13 protein-coding genes and 2 pseudogenes are annotated in these 17,300 nt (G+C 60.2%); 9 read left to right on the top strand and 6 right to left on the bottom strand.

The window, feature by feature from the left end; translation table 11 throughout:
• Positions 1–83 precede the first annotated feature (83 nt).
• From BACI348_RS01530 to BACI348_RS01510, 5 genes are all read left to right on the top strand, one after another.
• Positions 84–917 (top strand): carbohydrate ABC transporter permease, encoded by an 834-nt coding sequence (locus BACI348_RS01530; RefSeq protein WP_159823637.1) that lies wholly within the window; start codon positions 84–86, stop codon positions 915–917.
• Positions 907–1,788 carry a carbohydrate ABC transporter permease gene (locus BACI348_RS01525; protein ID WP_159823636.1) on the top strand — a complete coding sequence of 294 codons (882 nt, stop codon included), beginning with the start codon at positions 907–909 and terminating at the stop codon, positions 1,786–1,788. The genes BACI348_RS01530 and BACI348_RS01525 overlap by 11 nt, the downstream gene beginning before the upstream one ends.
• Positions 1,789–1,839: 51 nt before the next feature.
• Positions 1,840–3,408: an ADP-ribosylglycohydrolase family protein gene (locus tag BACI348_RS01520; RefSeq protein ID WP_159823635.1), complete on the top strand. Its 1,569-nt coding sequence runs from the start codon at positions 1,840–1,842 to the stop codon at positions 3,406–3,408.
• Between the two features lie 55 nt (positions 3,409–3,463).
• Positions 3,464–3,982 (top strand): LacI family DNA-binding transcriptional regulator, encoded by a 519-nt coding sequence (locus BACI348_RS20870; RefSeq protein ID WP_159829683.1) that lies wholly within the window; start codon positions 3,464–3,466, stop codon positions 3,980–3,982.
• 168 nt (positions 3,983–4,150) lie between these two features.
• Entirely contained in the window at positions 4,151–5,194 is a 1,044-nt protein-coding gene (locus BACI348_RS01510) for an AraC family transcriptional regulator (RefSeq protein WP_159823634.1), read from the top strand.
• Between the two features lie 2,336 nt (positions 5,195–7,530).
• Here the strand turns inward: BACI348_RS01510 and BACI348_RS20965 are convergent.
• From BACI348_RS20965 to BACI348_RS01490, 5 genes and pseudogenes are all read right to left on the bottom strand, one after another.
• On the bottom strand, positions 7,531–7,686 hold the full coding sequence (locus BACI348_RS20965) for a hypothetical protein (RefSeq protein ID WP_328699901.1): 156 nt from the start codon (positions 7,684–7,686) through the stop codon (positions 7,531–7,533).
• Between the two features lie 203 nt (positions 7,687–7,889).
• Complete coding sequence (locus BACI348_RS01500; RefSeq protein ID WP_236557666.1) at positions 7,890–8,372, bottom strand: FadR/GntR family transcriptional regulator; 483 nt, start codon at positions 8,370–8,372, stop codon at positions 7,890–7,892.
• Between the two features lie 15 nt (positions 8,373–8,387).
• Positions 8,388–8,615 (bottom strand): annotated as a pseudogene (locus BACI348_RS21050) (winged helix-turn-helix domain-containing protein); the annotation flags it as partial.
• A gap of 450 nt (positions 8,616–9,065) precedes the next feature.
• Entirely contained in the window at positions 9,066–10,427 is a 1,362-nt protein-coding gene (locus tag BACI348_RS01495) for an ABC transporter substrate-binding protein (protein WP_442858520.1), read from the bottom strand.
• Between the two features lie 320 nt (positions 10,428–10,747).
• Positions 10,748–11,428: a GntR family transcriptional regulator gene (locus BACI348_RS01490; protein WP_236557341.1), complete on the bottom strand. Its 681-nt coding sequence runs from the start codon at positions 11,426–11,428 to the stop codon at positions 10,748–10,750.
• A gap of 109 nt (positions 11,429–11,537) precedes the next feature.
• Between BACI348_RS01490 and BACI348_RS01485 the strand changes: the two genes are divergently transcribed.
• From BACI348_RS01485 to BACI348_RS01470, 4 genes and pseudogenes are all read left to right on the top strand, one after another.
• Complete coding sequence (locus tag BACI348_RS01485; RefSeq protein ID WP_159823631.1) at positions 11,538–12,464, top strand: dihydrodipicolinate synthase family protein; 927 nt, start codon at positions 11,538–11,540, stop codon at positions 12,462–12,464.
• The gene (locus tag BACI348_RS01480) at positions 12,461–13,411 is read left to right on the top strand and encodes a hydroxyacid dehydrogenase (RefSeq protein WP_268892323.1); all 951 of its coding nucleotides are present in this window, start codon (positions 12,461–12,463) and stop codon (positions 13,409–13,411) included. The genes BACI348_RS01485 and BACI348_RS01480 overlap by 4 nt, the downstream gene beginning before the upstream one ends.
• A gap of 26 nt (positions 13,412–13,437) precedes the next feature.
• The gene (locus BACI348_RS01475; RefSeq protein WP_159823629.1) at positions 13,438–14,496 is read left to right on the top strand and encodes an Ldh family oxidoreductase; all 1,059 of its coding nucleotides are present in this window, start codon (positions 13,438–13,440) and stop codon (positions 14,494–14,496) included.
• 274 nt (positions 14,497–14,770) lie between these two features.
• Positions 14,771–15,607: pseudogene (locus BACI348_RS01470) on the top strand (IS110 family RNA-guided transposase); the annotation flags it as partial.
• A gap of 555 nt (positions 15,608–16,162) precedes the next feature.
• Here BACI348_RS01470 and BACI348_RS01465 read toward each other — a convergent pair.
• The gene (locus BACI348_RS01465; protein ID WP_201298351.1) at positions 16,163–17,245 is read right to left on the bottom strand and encodes a hypothetical protein; all 1,083 of its coding nucleotides are present in this window, start codon (positions 17,243–17,245) and stop codon (positions 16,163–16,165) included.
• Between the last annotated feature and the right edge of the window lie 55 nt (positions 17,246–17,300).

Below are 17,300 nucleotides of genomic sequence, written 5' to 3'. Positions count from 1 at the left end.
GGCGGCCGGCTACGCCACCCCGACGTCGCCGGTCCGCGTCGGGAAGGGTGCCCTTCTGGCTCATGGCGCCTAGCTTCGCGCTCATGACTGTGGTCAGTTACATCCCGCTGCTGCTGGCTGTAGTCATCAGCGTCACCGCCCTGAGCATTTTCACAATCGGCGACGTCTGGCAGGCCGGCCTGGTCGGACTAACCAACTATCTGGACGTCCTAAACCCGTCTGGTCCGCTTTCGGTCCTTGGTCCGCTGCGCAACAGTGTCCTGTTCACCGTCATCACAACCCTGGTGGCGGTGCCGCTGGGCGTCGCCGCAGCAGTGCTCGTGAATCAGCAGTTCCCCGGCCGGGCCCTGCTGCGGACCGTGATGCTCATACCCTTCATCCTGCCGGACTTCGTGACCGCCCTGATTTGGCGCTTGATCTTCCAGTCAGGCACCGGGGCAGCGGACCAAGTGCTGCGCTTCCTGGGCATAGGGGCGGACTACAACCTCTGGCTGATCGGACCCAATGCGTTCTGGGCACTGACGATCGCCAGTGTCTGGTCTGCGTGGCCGTTCGTGTACATCATGGCACTGGCCGCATTGCAGGCGGTGCCGGCCGAATATTACGACGCCGCGGAAGTCGACGGAGCCGGCCGGCTCCGTCGATTCTGGTCGATCACCCTGCCGGCGATCAAGCCCACCCTCGTTCTGGCCCTTTGCCTGTCGGTGATTAACCAGTTCAACAGCTTCACACTGCCCTTCGTCCTGCTGGGGCACCCTCCGGCCGAAGAAGCCAACGTTCTCCCGGTCGAAATCTACACAACGTCGTTCACCGCAAATGACTACGGGCACGCTTCGGCCATAGCAGTGGTCAACCTGCTCGTGCTCCTCATTCCGATCGCGTACTACCTGAAGAAAGCCCGCAGCGATGAGAACTGACATCCGACCCAGCAAGCCAGGTGTAAGAAACCGGGGACCGGCCAAGTGGATCCTGTACCTCTGCGGCGGAGCCTTCGCCCTCGTCGTACTCCTTCCCGTGGCCTACATGTTCCTCGTAGCCCTGCAGCCCATTGAAGTTGCCGGGTCCACTCTGGCCCCGGACCGGCTGAGCCCGAGGTCTTTCATTGATGTTTGGAGCGCCATCGATCTGGCAAGCTACCTTGCCAACAGCCTCGTCATCGCCACTATCACCGCTTTGGCCTCATCGCTGGTCGGTTTCGGCGCAGCGTACGTCCTCGCCCGCTTCAAGTTCCGGTTCCGGAACTTCCTGCGGCTCTCCCTGCTCGCTTGCTACACCACGCCAGGAATCGTCCTCCTCATCCCCCTCTACGTCATCTACGTCCAGATCCAGAACGCTGTGAGTGTCCAGATCATCGGATCCCATGCACTGCTGATCCTGACATACATGTCGTTCAGCCTTCCCTACACGATCTGGATGCTCAGCGGCTATCTCACCACCCTGCCCGCCGACGTCGAAGAAGCCGCCGCAATCGATGGAGCAACGCGCTTCCAAACCCTCGTCCGGATCATCCTCCCGCTCACCCTCCCGGCCCTCGTCGTGACCGCCATCTTCTCCTTCGTTCTGGCATGGAACGATGTCCTCTTCGCCAGCGTGCTGACCAAGAACGACACACGGACAGTCGGCATCGGCATGCAGCTCTTCGTCAGCACCGCCGCGGATGGAGGCCTTCCGCAATGGAACAACTTGATGGCGGCCGGCATCATCACCGCGGTCCCGGCGGTCGTCCTTTTCATCATCATCCAGCGCTACCTCATCAGCGGACTCACCGCAGGGTCCGTCAAAGGCTAGCCCCGCTGTCCCCGGTCTTCCGCAGACCCACCACCACAGGAGAACCAGACAATGCTTGACGTTTCTACGGCCACCACGCCGCTCATTTTTGACTACCGGGAGAAGATCCTGGGCTGCTGGCTAGGAAAGGCCGTTGGAGGCTCACTTGGACAATCCTTTGAAGGCCTCCCCGGACCGATAACCGCAGACTTCTACACACCCGTCCCCACAACGATGGTCCCGAACGACGACCTTGACATGCAGGTCGTCTATGCCTCGGTCCTGAGCCAAATGGAGCACCCGACAATAGACCGTCATGTCATCGCACAAGCCTGGCGGGACCACATCCGCTTCCCGTGGTGCGAATACGGCGTGGCAAAAAGGAACCTCGCAGAAGGGCTCGTGCCTCCCCACACGGGATCCTTTGACAACTGGTACACCTGCGGTGAAGGTGCCGTAATCCGTTCTGAGCTGTGGGCCTGCCTGGCTCCCGGTGAACCGGAACGGGCCGCCGCCTACGCGTATGAGGATTCCTGCTTCGACCACGCCGGAGACGGGATCTGGGCCGCCGTCTTCATGGCCGCCCTGCAGTCGCAGGCCTTCACGGAGACCCGGCCCGATGTCCTCCTGGACACGGCGTCCGCCCTGATCCCCATCAGCAGCGGCATCCGCCAGGTGGTTCACGACACAAGGGTGTGGGTTTCCCAGGGCCACAGCTGGGAAACGGTGATGGATAAGATCGTTGACAAGTACGGCAACGGCGACTTCATGGACACCCGCATTAACACCGGCTTCGTCATATTGGGATGGCTCGCCTCTCAGGGTGACTTCGAAAAAGCCATTCTCATAACCAACGGTTGCGGTGCAGACACGGACAGCTCCACAGCGTCCGTCGGGGCACTCATGGCCATCATCGATCCTGACTCGATCCCTGCCCGGTGGCTTGCTCCCATTGGACGTGAACTGGTCCTTAACAAAGAGGTTGTGGGCATCGACGCCCCCGCATCACTGGACGACTTTTCCGACCAAGTTGCAGCGTTGCGGGACGCCCTCGCAGGACAATGGCCTACCAAGTACGAGGACGACACCTTCAACGCCGACGAATACGCGATACCGGTGACTGTGGGCTGGGGCTCTCCCTATGGCCAGGTCTGGGGCCAGCGCGACATCTCATCGCTGCCCCTCGAAGGCTCCGCCGAACCTCCGATGCCGTCTAACAGCACCGAAATATCCCTTCCTGGCACCTGGACCCGGTGGCCGCGGGAAGAGTTCAAGGACCTGATCCTGTTCATCAGGTACAACATCCACCTTGACCACGCCGTCGAAGGGCGACTGATGTTCAACTGCTCCGAAGACATCAGAGTCTGGCTCGACGGCGAATACTGCTTCGGCGCACAGCCCTCGATGATCATGCCCACCCAGCACCGGCCCCCGGCCGGATCAGGTACCGACGTCTCTCTCTCCGCCGGCAGCCACTCGCTGCTCGTAGCCGTCCGAAAACCACCAAGGGAACGCGAGACCGCCGAATGGATCGTCGCACTGGCCGAGCACCCGGGCTTGGAATGGGTACCGAACGCGTTCCGTCCCCGCCGCTCCCCCAGCGCGTCGGCCCCTGAAAAGCCCTCAACTACTAGTAGGTGACACTGACTTAAGGTAACCACCGGACGTGGCCACAACTCGTGTGAAAGGTAATGAAATGTCCGATCCATGCCGAATGGTGGACGTTGCCGCAGCCGCAGCGGTTTCAGTCAGCACTGTTTCCAACGCAATCAACGCACCCCACTTAGTTAAGCCGGAAACTCTGGCCAGAGTTCGGGATGTAATAACTGAGCTGGGATATGAGCGCAATGAACAAGCGTTTTTACTGCGCCGTGGAACGTACAAAATGCAGGGGTCCGGACAAAGGCTTGCCGCCACGAAAACGTCATCGCCGGCGATTCCTCCGAGCCCGCAAGCGCGCTGCACCAGCGACGCTCCCTCCGCACCCGCCAATGGCGACGATCAAAAGGTCGTACCGCCACAATGGTCAGATGTCCCGCCGGGAAGCCACATACGCCTGGTTGGCCCTGGATCATCTAGTACGGGAGCCATCATCGACGAATACATGCCGGATGGATCCTGTTTCTGGGTTTGGCTGGACCACGGACAGGGACGAAAACTAATCCATCGAGCCGACGACGTTACGATCCTATTAGCCGAGCAAGAGACAAACTGAGCCCTGACATTTGTATGGGCGAGGATCCCCATTTGAGTCTCAGGTCGTGAGGTTGCGGACTCCCCAACCTGTACGTGACTCCTCATTCTGTTTGATTGATGCTGAAGTTACACTGCAGATGTTCGCAATTTGAATCTTAATTTGCTACAGCCGGGAGGTCCCAATCTTATGCAAGACCCGCCGTATGCCAGCCTGGATGCTGGCCCTCGGGGTGCGTCTCTTGACCGGATCAGACGCTATAGTGTTCCCGACGGGCTGACCCCCGAGGAAAAATTCGAACACTGGCGCACTTGGTACGGCAGCGCCATCGATACTCCGGTACGGTTGGAAAAAACCGAGAATCCAATACGCCCGGGTTTTAATCCAACCGCCTTAAGCCTGGACGGTCCCGGGTTCAGCCTTGTTGATGTCAACAATGAACCGGCCGCTTGCTATTGGAAGGGCGATACGTCTTCCGGGCACTGGCTGGTGCATTTCAGAACTTCGTGCGCTGGATTCAGCTTCTCGGGGCGCTCCGAAGAAGTTTCTCCTGGCGCAGTCAGGTTTCTTGATCTTTCTTCCCCCGGCAACTTCCATGCGCCGACCGGCCTAAGCGCTGTGCGGATCCAACTCGATCGGTCCCTGCTGGGTTTAGACGGCAAGTTCATGAAGCGGTTGGAGGGATTGGCCGACATCAGCGAGCATCCTTTGGTGCGGGGGTTGATTCTTCCTGTCTTGTCCGGCTGGCAGCGGACTGGCATGGACCAGGAGATGTCCCGTCTCCAGCCGGTCGTCAGGTCCATGATGACTGCCCTTGCCAGCTCGCTACTCGAAGCGCCTGCCGGGGACGGCGACCTGCAACCGGCGCGTATCGCGGCGGTCAAGAAGTTCATACACAATAACTTCAGAAACCGGGCCCTTGATGTGGACGGGGTTGCGGCCTCCTCGTTCCTTTCACGGCGTGCCCTTTACTACCTCTTCGAAAAGGAAGAGTTCCAAGTCAGCGGATACATCCGCGCGCTGAGGACCTTGGCGGCCCTCGAGCTGCTCACCGACGCGAGCCACTGGAAACGTTCTCCGGCGGACGTAGCGGACGCCAGCGGGTTCACAAGCCTGCGTGCCATGCGGCGAGCCGTCAGGGATGCAACCGGTTCCTCCCTTGGGGATGTGCAGGAGAACCCGGACGTAGTGCGAATTCGAGCCGCTGAACTAAGAAAACAGATAGGGATCTAGAACCGAGGCGTATCACCCGGCCCGGCAAAATGTTCTGCGCGCTTGTACTCGCTATCCGCGGTCTCCGCCTTGGTGTCCGGCGTCTGGTGCGAATTCCCGTCCAGCATTCATTCACAGGGAGTCCCCTGTTCAGTTCTTCGAATCGCCAAGCCGCTGCCAGCAGAATGTCTTTCTGAGTGGCTTACGGTGTCTTCCGGAGAATTGCCCGATCTGGTTTCGTGTCTTGGATCGCGCGGGAATTGGACCCGACGGGAATTAACCACTGTCAGCGATGGTCGAATAGTGAGCCATTTCGTGGGCTTGGCATCCAGCGGTCGTTGCAACACCTAAGCGATGTAGAAGTTGCCATTGGCAGAGACGAAAAGGTCAAGAAGACACTCCCATCCCGCTCCGGAGGCCGACGGTCATCTCCGCCGGGTTCCTCCCGGAGTCGGAACGGATCACGATCGCAGACCTGCTGCAGAGCGGCCGGAGTATCTGTGCCATTGCCAGGTAGCTCGGACCGCTCAACGAAGTGCCGAGCGCAGACGGAGCGGGAAAATCTCCGGCAACCCGGCACCGCGCGAAATTGTAAAGGAACACTTGGAGCAACGCTGGAGCCCCCTTCAGGCAAGCAACCGTTATTAGGGCTGAATTCGCCGGACGACCAGAGAGGCAGGTGGTGCCTGAGACCGTGTAACGGACAACCCGGTTTATTGTCCTCGCGCATTTAGCGGGCACCGCGGTGCCGAGAATCTCCGCAACCGGCTGGCAGGCACGCTGGGCGCCCTTCCGGCCTTTCTCCGGCGTTCCCTTACGTTGGATCAGGGCTCTGAAATGGCCTGCCATCAAATTTCACCCGGCGCACACGCGAGATCCTAGGTACGCAGAGCCCTGTAGAACGTCTAGCTAGACTGTCGTCATCCGCGGTAGAACCATAAATTGGTGCAACAAATGCTGGATTTCGCCGCCGTCACAATGGCTCACTTTTCGACCATCACCGACAACTACGTCCTGTCTTGTCTTTAAAAAATGGGTGATGGAGGCACGTGCCCGGGCTTATCGTTGCCGAACAGTATGCCTATGCACAAAATGGCCCGCATAACGTAAAAGACTGCACGAAAGGCCCATCCACCACGCGGTCGCCCCCGACGGCCACCCTTAGGATTTCTACGAAGCCAGTCCGCAGTGTCACCGATGCTAGAGACCGAAAACAAAACACTGCAGTAAATTTCCGGCGTCATAGGAGGTCCGGACGATGCGTCTCAATTCACCGGCGTTGCTTAAAGCCGCCGCCTGGTCTCATCGAGCCAATTTGCGGGGAGCGCGGCCTCGAAAACGGGGTCCATCGATGACATCGCGGACGCAGCTACTGGATTCCGTCATATTAGGCCACGGAGAGCGGGCCCGTTTTATCTCGTGTCACGGGAGACAGGCCGCGTTTGATCGACGAGGATGCGATCGTGGCATCGAATCCGTCAGGCAGCACGCCACAGAGGATCGTGAACACGTTGGCTTTGTCACCAAGCAGAGGCCGACATCCTTCACGGCGGCCGCGAACTCCGACATCCTCCATGAAATCGCCGAGGAACGCGAGTACTTGCGCGTGGTCAAGCCGGCAGACGGTCGCAACCCAATTGGCCAACAGATGTCACGGCGCCCTAAGGGTTTGTTACGCCTCACGTTAGTTCAGGAGAAACGAAATTAGACCGCTGAATTCCTTGCAAGCTCGGCAGGACCCTGGCCGAAGTCTGTACTCCCCCATCTCTGACTACAGAGTGGTGGTCCTTGCCGTGATGTACCCGAATGTCTTTCCACACCAGACCTCCAATCCCGTCAACGAGGAGGCAGCGCATCTCGTCCAAGAAATGGTCGACGACAGGCAACACACAGCCGTTATCTTTTATGACCCGTTCTCTATGGACGGAAGCGGGAAGCCTACACAACATCGCCCGTCAGGAGGAAATGGGAGGGGCCAAGAGGAACTTAGACGCCGAAAGGCAGCAAAGGGTTGGCAAGGGACTCGTAGTGAAGCAATCCAGGCTGTGGTGAGCGATCTGGCTCGTCTCCGGCGAGAAACCAGGATCGCGACAACGGAAGATGCCAGCGGCCCAGGAGTCCTATTGGCAAGGGGTTCTTGTGAACAGCACACGACGTAAATTGACGCCCAAATAGCGTGTAATGCGTGGCGTGAAACCGCAACGGCCCCAAAGCAATTCCATGGGTGTCCTTCTAAGGGCGGTGCTGAGTAGATAGCGCTCTGCGAAAGTTTGAGCTGAATCTGGACTCTAACTTCCGACGAAGGATACCCCCGGCCAAATGACCAGCGGGATCCTTCGTCTTTTCGGCGCGGTGACCTACAACTGGGTGGCTGTGAGTGCCTGGTCGTAGATGGCCAGGGCTTGGGCTACTTCTTCGGGGGTGACGACGGCGGGAGGCACGACGTGGAGGCGGTTGTCGGCGAGGAAAGACAGCAGGTCCAGTCGCAGGAGTTCGGCCTTGAGCCTGCCCATGTACTCGGAGGTTACCGGTGGCGGGTTTCCCGGTCCGAGACAAGTTCAAGGGCCCAGAAAACACCACGGCCGCGGACTTCACCCAGTCGCCTGTGGCTGCTATCGCGGCGCCGGTGTTGTCGTGGTAGGAACGATACCGAATGACCTTCTCGCGACCGGTGTGCAGGCGGGCCACGCGCATGGCGTTTTCGTTGGCGTCTGGGTCACTCGTTGCGGGAGAGTCGATTGCGGGTGCCGGCCAGGTGCAGTCGCATGGCAGCTCGGGCCGAGTCAACGTCGCCATCAGCAATAGCCTCGGCAATGGTTTCATGCTCCCGGCAGATGACCTCATCCGGCCCAATGTGATTTGTCTGGTCAAGGGGTGGCAGCCGATGGGCAGGATATGCGATCATAGCCGGTCCAAAAGATTCAAGCAGTTCGCCATAAAGTCTGTTGCCAGTTGCCCGGGAAATCTGCCGGTGGAAGTCGAAGTCCGCCTGCAGCAACTGACTCGTCTGCGCAGGAATGCGTCGCAACGCCGCGGCCGCCCTGATTATGCTGTCAGCTTCAGCATCGGAGCGTCCCGCCGCGGCAAGCCCGGCTGCCTCAACCTCGACGCCCAGTCGGAGCCCGATTAGTTCAGCGATATCGTCGGGCTTGTTCGCGACGGACGGCTTGATTCCGGCACGGTGATCAGGGGGGACCATGAGCACGAATGATCCCTTTCCCTGATGGCTTTCAACCAGGCCTGCCGCCTGAAGCCGGGAACCTGCTTCCCGCACCACAGTTCTACTGACCCCAAAGCGCGTTACGAGGGCGCTCTCAGACGGCATTTTCATCCCAGGCCTCAGGACCCCGGATCGGATGTCGGCCATGAGTACTTCGACTAGCTGTTGGGCAAGGTTCAGCCTGGGCCGTCCGCTGAGTCTGTTCTGGGTAGCCTCTGTCATTCCTAACTTCCAAAAGAGATCGTCGCGTGCACCGAGCTGAACCTTGATAAACCAACGGCAGAGCCCTACGCGGTCATGTCCCGCCCGCCGCTGCCCGAGCCACGAAGACCCGACAGGACCAACGTCGTCGGCGGCGTTGGAGCTGGCCCCGGAAACCCGGTTTACACGAAAGTATTAGACGAACTAGGCCGTGAGCCCGTTGTCAAGGGAGCCAACTGCACCTCCCCGCGTTGTAGCCAGCTCCTTCGCCCACACCGCGAGACGCGGTATCAAGTCGACGGGCACTACAGTGATTAAGACGCGGGCTGAGAGTCATCGTTGTGAACCTCCTCGGACAAGAACCACAACTTCAACGCACCAGTATGCCCCGATGACACGAAGTGCCCCGAACGGATTGTTTGGATCCTTTCGGGGCACGCGTGCGTGGCGCGCTACTTGCTGCAGATGAGGTTACTTGCTGATGGCAGCTGACATCTCGTTCACTGCTTTCTGGCCTGCTTCTTCCGGCGTCAGCCTGTTAAACAGGACCTCGGAGGAGTAGCGCTTGGCGATTTCCTGGATGGAGCCGGCACCCCTGGGCGGCGGGACCGGGGCCTCGCCGAGTTCGGGTTTGATTTGGTCGATGAATTTGATCACTTTGTTGTCGGCCGGCGTTAGCTTGCTGGAGATCGCTTCACGCACCTCTGAGTTGGGGTGCACTCCACGGTCCGCTAGTAGAATCTCCCCGGCCTTGACATCATTCGCGAGGAAGTTGATGAACTTCGCGACTTCCTCTGGGTGCTTGGTACGGGATGAAGCCGACCAGAACTGTGACGCTTTGTACCAAAGCTTCGCGTCCGAAGCCGCGCCGGTCTTGGACGGAAAGCGCAGTACTTCCAGCTCGCCCCCGACTGCCTTCTCTAAAGCCGGCAGCTGGTTGGACCACCACACGCCAAGGCCATTCTTGCCCTTGGCCAGTCCGCTTTGATCCAACGGCGTTGCCTCCTCCTCAACTATCTCGGAAGCGGTGGGAACCGCCTTCTTTTCACTCAGCTGCTTGAGGAACTCCCAGTATTTTGCAATGTCCCCCGGCTCGAAGCCAAGCTCACCATCCGAGGTGTAAAGAGACTTGCCGTTCTGTCGAAGCCAGACACCCAGCGCTATCTCATCGCTGGTGTAGGCGGCCGCCCCGTAGGTCCCCGCCGGCGACTTTTGCGTTACCTCCGCTGAGATCCGTTCAAAGTCATCCCACGTCCATGTCTTGTCATCGGGCATCGGCACGCCGGCTGCCTCGAACACCGCCGGGTTGGCGAGAATCGTACCCGCGTTTATCCCCGCCGCGATACCAGTCAGGCCGTCTTCGCTCTGCCCCGCCTTCAGCACCGCTTCGTCGAACTTGGAGGTGTCAATCTCGTACTTGGAGAGATCCAGCAGGGCGCCACGGCTGGAGTACTCAGTGATGTACTTTTCGTCCATCTGGATAATGTCCGGGGCATCATTGGCCGCTACCTGGGTCGCCAACTTGTCCCAGTACCCGCCCCAGTCGCCGTATTCAGGCTTGATCTTGATTTTGGGATTCTCTGCCTCAAAGGCGGCGATGGCGTCCTGGGTCAGCTGGGCCCGCTTGTCCCCACCCCACCAGGAAAACCTGAGCTCGACACTACCGTCGGCACTCTCTGCGGGGGCTCCCCCACCGCAGGCGCTCAAGGTCAAAACGCCCGCAATTGCTGCCGCGACGAAGCCACTTGTGCGGGTCCTGCGCAGGAAGACAGCGCCTGCTGGACTCGTTCTACCGGAATTGGCATGAGGGACAGGGCGGGAAAAGAGTGGCACTGTGTACTCCGATCTTCTTCGATCTTGCTGAATTGGGATAGTGCGGATGGGGATTGGGAAAGAAAAAGCCGCGCCTGTTGTGGCCGTCGTTGATGCCATTGTTGAGGAACTGCGGAAAGGGAACCGAAAGGTGGAACGGCATGTCTGAAGACCGAACTTGGTCTCTTCAACCCAACCGGAGGAACCGCTTTCTCAGATAGTACATGATATATGAGGGGCCTGGCCAGTGTTCCTCCCTGCGGCCCAAGAGATGCTCGATGCCGGCCACAAAGGCGTGAAGGGTGACCGTGGAGGAAGCGGGCCCCGCGCCCGCGGCAATCCTATGTTGAGGAAAATGAGGCCAGGGTTCGGTCGAAGAAGCCCTGTATATGCGCGCGGAGAAGCTCGGCTGCCCGGTCGCCGTCGCCATCCATTGCGGCATCGAGGACCGCTGCGTGTTCCTGCCACTCGATCTGCCATGTGGGGGAACCTGCCCAGCCCACCACGCTGATCAAGGCTGCCCGGTCCCTCACGTTTTCGAGGATGCTGATCAGGATCGGGTTTCCGCAGTGGGCGTACAGCTCAGCGTGAAGGCGTCGATTCAGGAGGCTCAGCGTTCCGCGGTCATCGGCCATTGCCGCTTCTTTGGCCTGGGCAAGAAGGTCTGCAGCCAGTTGGTGGCTTTGCTTGACGTTCTGATTCACGGAACGTCGGACTCCCTCCGGCTCGAGGAGCAACCGCACTTCATAGACCGATCGAATAAATTCTTCATCCACTATCGTCACTGAGGCACCCTTATAGGGGACGAAGGTAACCAGGCCCGACTGCGACAAGATCTTCAGTGCCTCCCGTACCGGCGTCTTTGACACTCCCATAGCCCGGGCAAGCTCGGTTTCAACCAGCGCCTGTCCAGGCGCCAGGCGCCTGGTAAGAATTGCGGTTCGGATTTCGGCAATAACCTGATCGATACGCGGTTGCGGTGCATCGAGCTTCCGGGCAATCGGGCCTGTTTCTTCAGCCAAGGCGGCACTTCCTTCGACGCGTAGACGGTTCCGACAATCCTACCGCGTTGACGATATGCTGCGCCGTATCTAGTATATGAGATATTACCGCCGAACGAAAAGGTCACTCATGGATCTGCATCACCTGCGCACAGTCCTGGCCGGAATTGTCGCCATCCCCGTTACGCCATTCACCGAAGACGGCCTAGTTGATGGGCCGGCCTACAAGAGGGTCTTGGATAACATGGTCGACAACGGAATCGACGTTGTGACCCCCAACGGCAACACCAGCGAGTACTACGCCCTGAGCCCGGCCGAGACGCGCCAGGTCCTTGATGCGACCGTCGAAGCTGTGGGAACCAAAGCGAAAATCGTGGCAGGTGTCGGCGGACCCGTCCCCCAAGCGATCGAGGCCGCCGAGTATGCCCGGGCGGCAGGGGCCGACGCCATCATGATCCATCAGCCCGTGCATCCCTATGTAAGTCGTTCAGGCTGGGTTGACTATCATGTGGCAATCGCGTCTGCTGTTCCGGAACTCGGGGTCGTCACCTACCTGCGCAATCCCGTTATCGAAGGCAGTGACGTGAACAGCTTGGCCGATCGCGCCCCTAACCTCGTCGCCGTCAAGTACGCGGTCCCTGACCCTGTTCGTTTCGCCACGGTCATGCAGGGATGTCAGAGCAGGGGCATTGTGTGGATTGCAGGACTCGCTGAGAGCTCGGCGCCGGGCTACTTCGCATACGGCGCGACCGGGTTCACTTCCGGCCTTGTCAATCTCGCCCCAAAGCTGTCGCTGGACATGTTGGAGGCCCTTCGCTTGGGTGACCGGGACAGAGTCATGGAAATTTGGGCCATCATCCGTCCTTTTGAAGAACTGCGGGCCCGCCACAACTCCGAGAACAACGTCAGCGTCGTCAAGGAGGCCCTCGCGCAGTTGGGCCTGTGCAGTCGGGACGTCCGGCCCCCGATCTCTACCCTCAGTGAAGACGACCGCGCGTTGGTCCAGGGCTTCCTTGGTGCGCTTGTTGGCCGCGAGCTGACCAAGGCCGCCTCGTGACGCTACGTGTCCTGGTCCCCCAGAAGGTTGCTCACGAAGGTCTCGCCTTGCTTGAGGCGGCTGGCCATGTGGTCGTGGAACCGTCGGGCACGGACATCCCCACCCTGCGGAAATACATCAGCACCTGTCAGGCAGTCCTCACGCGCACGCTGCCCTTGCCCAGAGCGGTTTTGGAAGCTGCACCGGATCTAAAGGTGATCTCCCGCCACGGAGTCGGCGTCGACCATATTGATTTGAACTATTGCCGCGAGCAAAACATCATTGTCACCAATGCACCCGAAGCGAATGTTGTCGCGGTGGCCGAACACGCACTGATGCTTCTCCTCGCTCTGGCAAAAAACCTCATAGCCTGTGACAACGAACTGCGCCGCGGCAACTTCGAAGCACGCAACTCGCTATACGGCATCGAAGTGGCCAACAAAACCCTGGGTGTGGTTGGCCTCGGCAAAATTGGCCAGGCAGTGGCCGCCCGCGCTGCAATCGGCCTCGGCATGAACGTTGTGGGATTTGATCCCTATGTCGATGCAACAAATCTTGACCCTGCCATCAGGGTCGTGTCACTGGAAGATCTCTTGACCACGGCCGACGTCGTAAGCGTCCACGTGCCACTTACCACCGCAACCCGGGGGCTCTTCGATGCACAAAGGTTTGACCTCATGAAACCGGGCAGCTACTTCATTAACTGTTCCCGTGGCGAAGTAGTAAACGAAAAGGCCCTCGAGAATGCCCTCCTGTCGGGGAAGTTGCGGGGTGCTGGGCTGGATGTCTTCGAGGAAGAACCACTGCCGGTTGGCCACCCGCTTACGCACCTGACCAACGTCCTGCTTACCCCACACATGGCCGCCCACAACAACGAGTCAATGATCCGGATGGCTGTCCACGCAGCCCAGGGAATCATTGCCGTGGCAGAGGACCGTGAGCCACAGTGGCCGGTCATGCTTCCGTAGGACCAATCAAATGCGAAAGGGTAGAAATGCCTGAGAACGAAACCCACACCATCGACGCGGGAATTCTCACCAGCTTCTGCACCGATGTATTCACTGCGGCCGGAGTCCCGTTCGATGAGGCGTCAGTAATTGCCACGTCGTTGGTTGACGCCAACCTCATCGGCCTTGATTCCCACGGAGTCTCCCGTGTCACCGACTACCTTGCCCGCCTCGACCAAAACCTCGTGAATCCAAAAACAGACCTCACCGTCGTCGCTGAAACCGCGGGAACCGCGCTCCTTGACGCCAACAATGGCTGGGGCCAAGTCGCATCCGAAAAGGCAGTTGAGATTGCCATCGATAAGGCCCGTGCAGTAGGTACAGCCTGGGTTGGCGTGACCAACTCCAATCACAACGGAACCGCCGCGTACTGGACCAGGAAGATTGCAGAGGCCGGCATGATCGGCATCTCCGGTACGAACAGCTCCCCTGTCATGGCTCCATTCGGAGGCAAGGACGCCTCCCTGGGAACGAACCCGATCTCCATCGCCGTCCCCACGAAGAACGGCCCCCCAGTTGTCCTTGACATGGCCACAAGCGCTCAGGCCCGGGGAAAAATCATTGTCGCGGCAAAAAATGGCGAAACAATCCCTCTGGGATGGGCCCTCGATGCCAGCGGGCACCCGACAACAGACGCGAAAGACGCGCTGGACGGCACGCTCCTGCCGATGGCTGGACCGAAGGGATCGGGCCTGGCCATCATGGTGGACATACTCGCCGGAGTCCTGAACGGAGCCTCTTTCGGCGCTGACATGCCACGCATGTACGGCGATTCCGCCCCTCAACTGCTGGGGCACTTCTTCATAGCGCTGGATATTTCCGCGATGACTCCACTCAGCGCATTCCTGAACCGCATGACAATCCGGGAGCACCAAACACGGGACAGCACCCCCGCAACGGGGTACGAAAGCGTTCTGATGCCGGGCGATCTCGAAGCCCGAAAGAGAAATAACAACCTTCGCACAGGCCTGTTACTCAGCCCGTCCATCTTGGACGAGCTTCTCGCCACCGCCCGGTCAAGGGGAATCGAAACACAGCTGGTCTAGACGATATGGGTGAAGGAGTGGCGCCGCTGGTCGGGCCCCCTTCTGAAGGCCATTTTCGCCCGTTCCGGACCCGGGAGCGCCCTGTTCGATAGGGCTGACTTAAGAGGGTTCGGCGCTCCGGCTCCTTTACCGGGCGCTGATGGCCTCTATCAGAAGGGGCCCCTCGGGGGACTGTGTTCCAGAAGGCTGGAACCTCCTTTTCAAAGCAAGACGTGGGTTGCCTGCCACACTTGGCGGCAGGTAGAGCCACATTTGAAATTCGGAGGTTCCAGCTATGTTCGAGCGTACAAGCGTTGGCCTGGACGTCCTGCCCGAACTGCCGTAGCCTGCGCCTTGGACGGTCTGACCGGCGAACTTTTCCGGCATCGTTTGACGCCGGACCGGAATGAGATTCTTGCTTGGATCGTTTCGCTTCCTCCGCCGGCGAAGGTTGTTTACGAGGCCGGCCCGCCGGGTTTCGGGTTAGCCAGATTCCTGCTTTCCGCCGGGATCGATACAGGGGTCGCGGCCCCGTCGAAGCTTCAGCGCCCGTCCGGCGACCGGGTAAAGACCGATACCAGGGATGCCCTGCATCTGGCCCGGTTGCTCAAACTCGGCGAGATCACCGCGGTCCAGGTTCCCCCGGTGGAACAGGAAGCAGCCCGGGATCTGGTCCGTTCCCGTGAGGATGTCCGCGGGGAACCTCATGCGCTGCCGGCACCGGATCTCCAAGCTCTTGTTGCGTCAGGGCATCGTATATTCCGGCGGGCAGGCCTGGACTGGAACCCACGAACTATGGCTGCCCCGCCAGCACTTCGACGCCCCCGCGCGGCAACTGACCTATGAGTCATCGCTGGAAGCGATGCATGAGATCTCTGACCGCCGTGACCGCCTCGATCGGGCGATCACATCAATCGCCTACGCAAGCGAATACACCCCCGTTGTCCGGTCGCTGCAGTGCCTGCGCGGGATCTCCACGCTGACTGCGTTTGGTCTTGCGGTGGAGATTGGTGAATGGGACAGGTTTACCGGTTCAACGATTGGCGCCTATCTGGGCCTGGTCCCTACCGAGCATTCCTCTGGAGTGTCCCGGTCCCAGGGCTCAATCACGAAAAACGCTAACCACCGAGCCACTGCCTCCCTCCGACTAACAAAAGGAAGCCAGTCCCAGGACGCCCCCCGGGACTGGCTTCGCCATGCCCTTGACAACGGAATCTACATATCAGCTGTACTGCCTAAACAGGTTGGTTAGCGGATGATGATCTGTCGGTCTCCGATTGCGGGGTTGGGCCCGTGGTGATGTAGTGGTGCAGCGACGCCGAAGGGCGGTTTTGCGGGCTAACCCGGGGCGAAGAACGTTTGAATCCCACCCATGGCGGGGAATCCGGTGGAACCGTTCAAAGGCCAGCTTCTCGATCGAGCCTCAGAGCTTTGACTCAGCTAGGCACCAAGGTCCTGCCCAGCACGAGCACACCCCAACCTGACGAGCGGGCCCCTCCACAGCTTGACTGAACCTTCATTATCGGAAACAAAGCACGAGAGTGGAAGTAGCTGCGAGAACTCCCTTGTCCGTTCTCATTCCTGGGTTCGTTGGGCATGCTTCATTAGGTTGGGCATGCTTCATTAGCAGGGATGACCGTTGATGAGGCGGTCCCGCGTCGCGGTGGAGGGGCGAGCGGCAGCTCTGCTAGGCCACAGCACCGCGTTCGGCTGCACTGGGTGCGGCCGATTCGTGCTCGATGGTGGATTCCGGGACGTGCATGCTGGGCTGGGCACGGAAATGCCCCACGAGCGCGAGAACCACACCCCCCACTACCCAGGCGACCAAGGTCCACCATTGCTGCGCGGTGTTGGCGTCGGGGAAATAGCTCAGCGTCCGGATGAGCGCGCCGGACGCACCGGGAACCAGGTACTGGCCAATGGCACCCCACGGTTCCGCCAGGAACTGCCACGGCGTTGCTGCGGCGGCGAGCGGGTTGCCGATGAACATGGTCACTACCGCGCCCACCCCGATGCCGGCCCGGCCCAGGAGGGAGGTGCAGCCGATGATGAACGCGGATGTTGCCAGCATGGTGAGGCCCATGGCCAGGGCCGTGACCCAGAAATCGCCCAGCAGGTACTGGAACCAGGTCTGCATGATGAATGCCAGCACCAGTCCGGCAGCCACGGCGAACCCGGCGGCTGCCACCAACCGCCGGATCACCCCCACCACCAGCAGAGAAATGATGATGCCGCCCATCATGCCGCCGATGGCCAGCGGGAAGGATGCCGCGGCCAGCCCGGTACCGGCGGGATCGCTTGCAGACAAAGGTGCGACGGCGGTCACAGTCACCTTGGCTGTGGCCGGGTTGCCGCCCGCGGCCGTGATCAGCTGTGCCCGCTGGGCCTGCAGCTGGGTGGCCACCCCGTTGAGGATCTGGGCCGCCACGGCACTTCCGGCAGGAGCGGTGAGGACCTCAGGTGCGTCCGTGGGCGATGCACCCAGGACGATCGCACCGTACGTCTCGCGCTTCTTGATCTGGTCCACGGCGTCGGCGCGGTCGTCGGCGGCAACGAAGTCGAACGTTCCGCTCGCATTCGCCGCATTCTCGACAGCGGCCACCGACGCCGCCGGCCCCGTGATGCCGACCGGAAGGTTGCGGGTTTCAGCGGTCTTGCTGGGCCAGAGGAAGGCCAGGACGACGACGGCGAGCAGCACCGACGCAAGGACGCCGGTCAGGGCGGCAACAGGCCACTTGGTGTGCGGCGGTGGGGTGGTTATAGCGGCCATACGGCGTCCTTCCGAAGGTGAATACTGCGAGTGTACTTTAATTCCACGAATGAGG

Source organism: Arthrobacter sp. 9AX (genome assembly GCF_902506095.1).
Classification (GTDB): domain Bacteria; phylum Actinomycetota; class Actinomycetes; order Actinomycetales; family Micrococcaceae; genus Arthrobacter.
This window is presented reverse-complemented; position numbering and strand designations above follow the sequence as displayed.

Coding starts and splice junctions, on each gene's coding strand:
- BACI348_RS01530 (WP_159823637.1), top strand. CDS start 84: ATGACTGTGGTCAGTTACATCCCGCTGCTGCTGGCTGTAGTCATCAGC.
- BACI348_RS01525 (WP_159823636.1), top strand. CDS start 907: ATGAGAACTGACATCCGACCCAGCAAGCCAGGTGTAAGAAACCGGGGA.
- BACI348_RS01520 (WP_159823635.1), top strand. CDS start 1,840: ATGCTTGACGTTTCTACGGCCACCACGCCGCTCATTTTTGACTACCGG.
- BACI348_RS20870 (WP_159829683.1), top strand. CDS start 3,464: ATGTCCGATCCATGCCGAATGGTGGACGTTGCCGCAGCCGCAGCGGTT.
- BACI348_RS01510 (WP_159823634.1), top strand. CDS start 4,151: ATGCAAGACCCGCCGTATGCCAGCCTGGATGCTGGCCCTCGGGGTGCG.
- BACI348_RS20965 (WP_328699901.1), bottom strand. CDS start 7,686: ATGGGCAGGCTCAAGGCCGAACTCCTGCGACTGGACCTGCTGTCTTTC.
- BACI348_RS01500 (WP_236557666.1), bottom strand. CDS start 8,372: ATGGTCCCCCCTGATCACCGTGCCGGAATCAAGCCGTCCGTCGCGAAC.
- BACI348_RS01485 (WP_159823631.1), top strand. CDS start 11,538: ATGGATCTGCATCACCTGCGCACAGTCCTGGCCGGAATTGTCGCCATC.
- BACI348_RS01475 (WP_159823629.1), top strand. CDS start 13,438: ATGCCTGAGAACGAAACCCACACCATCGACGCGGGAATTCTCACCAGC.
- BACI348_RS01465 (WP_201298351.1), bottom strand. CDS start 17,245: ATGGCCGCTATAACCACCCCACCGCCGCACACCAAGTGGCCTGTTGCC.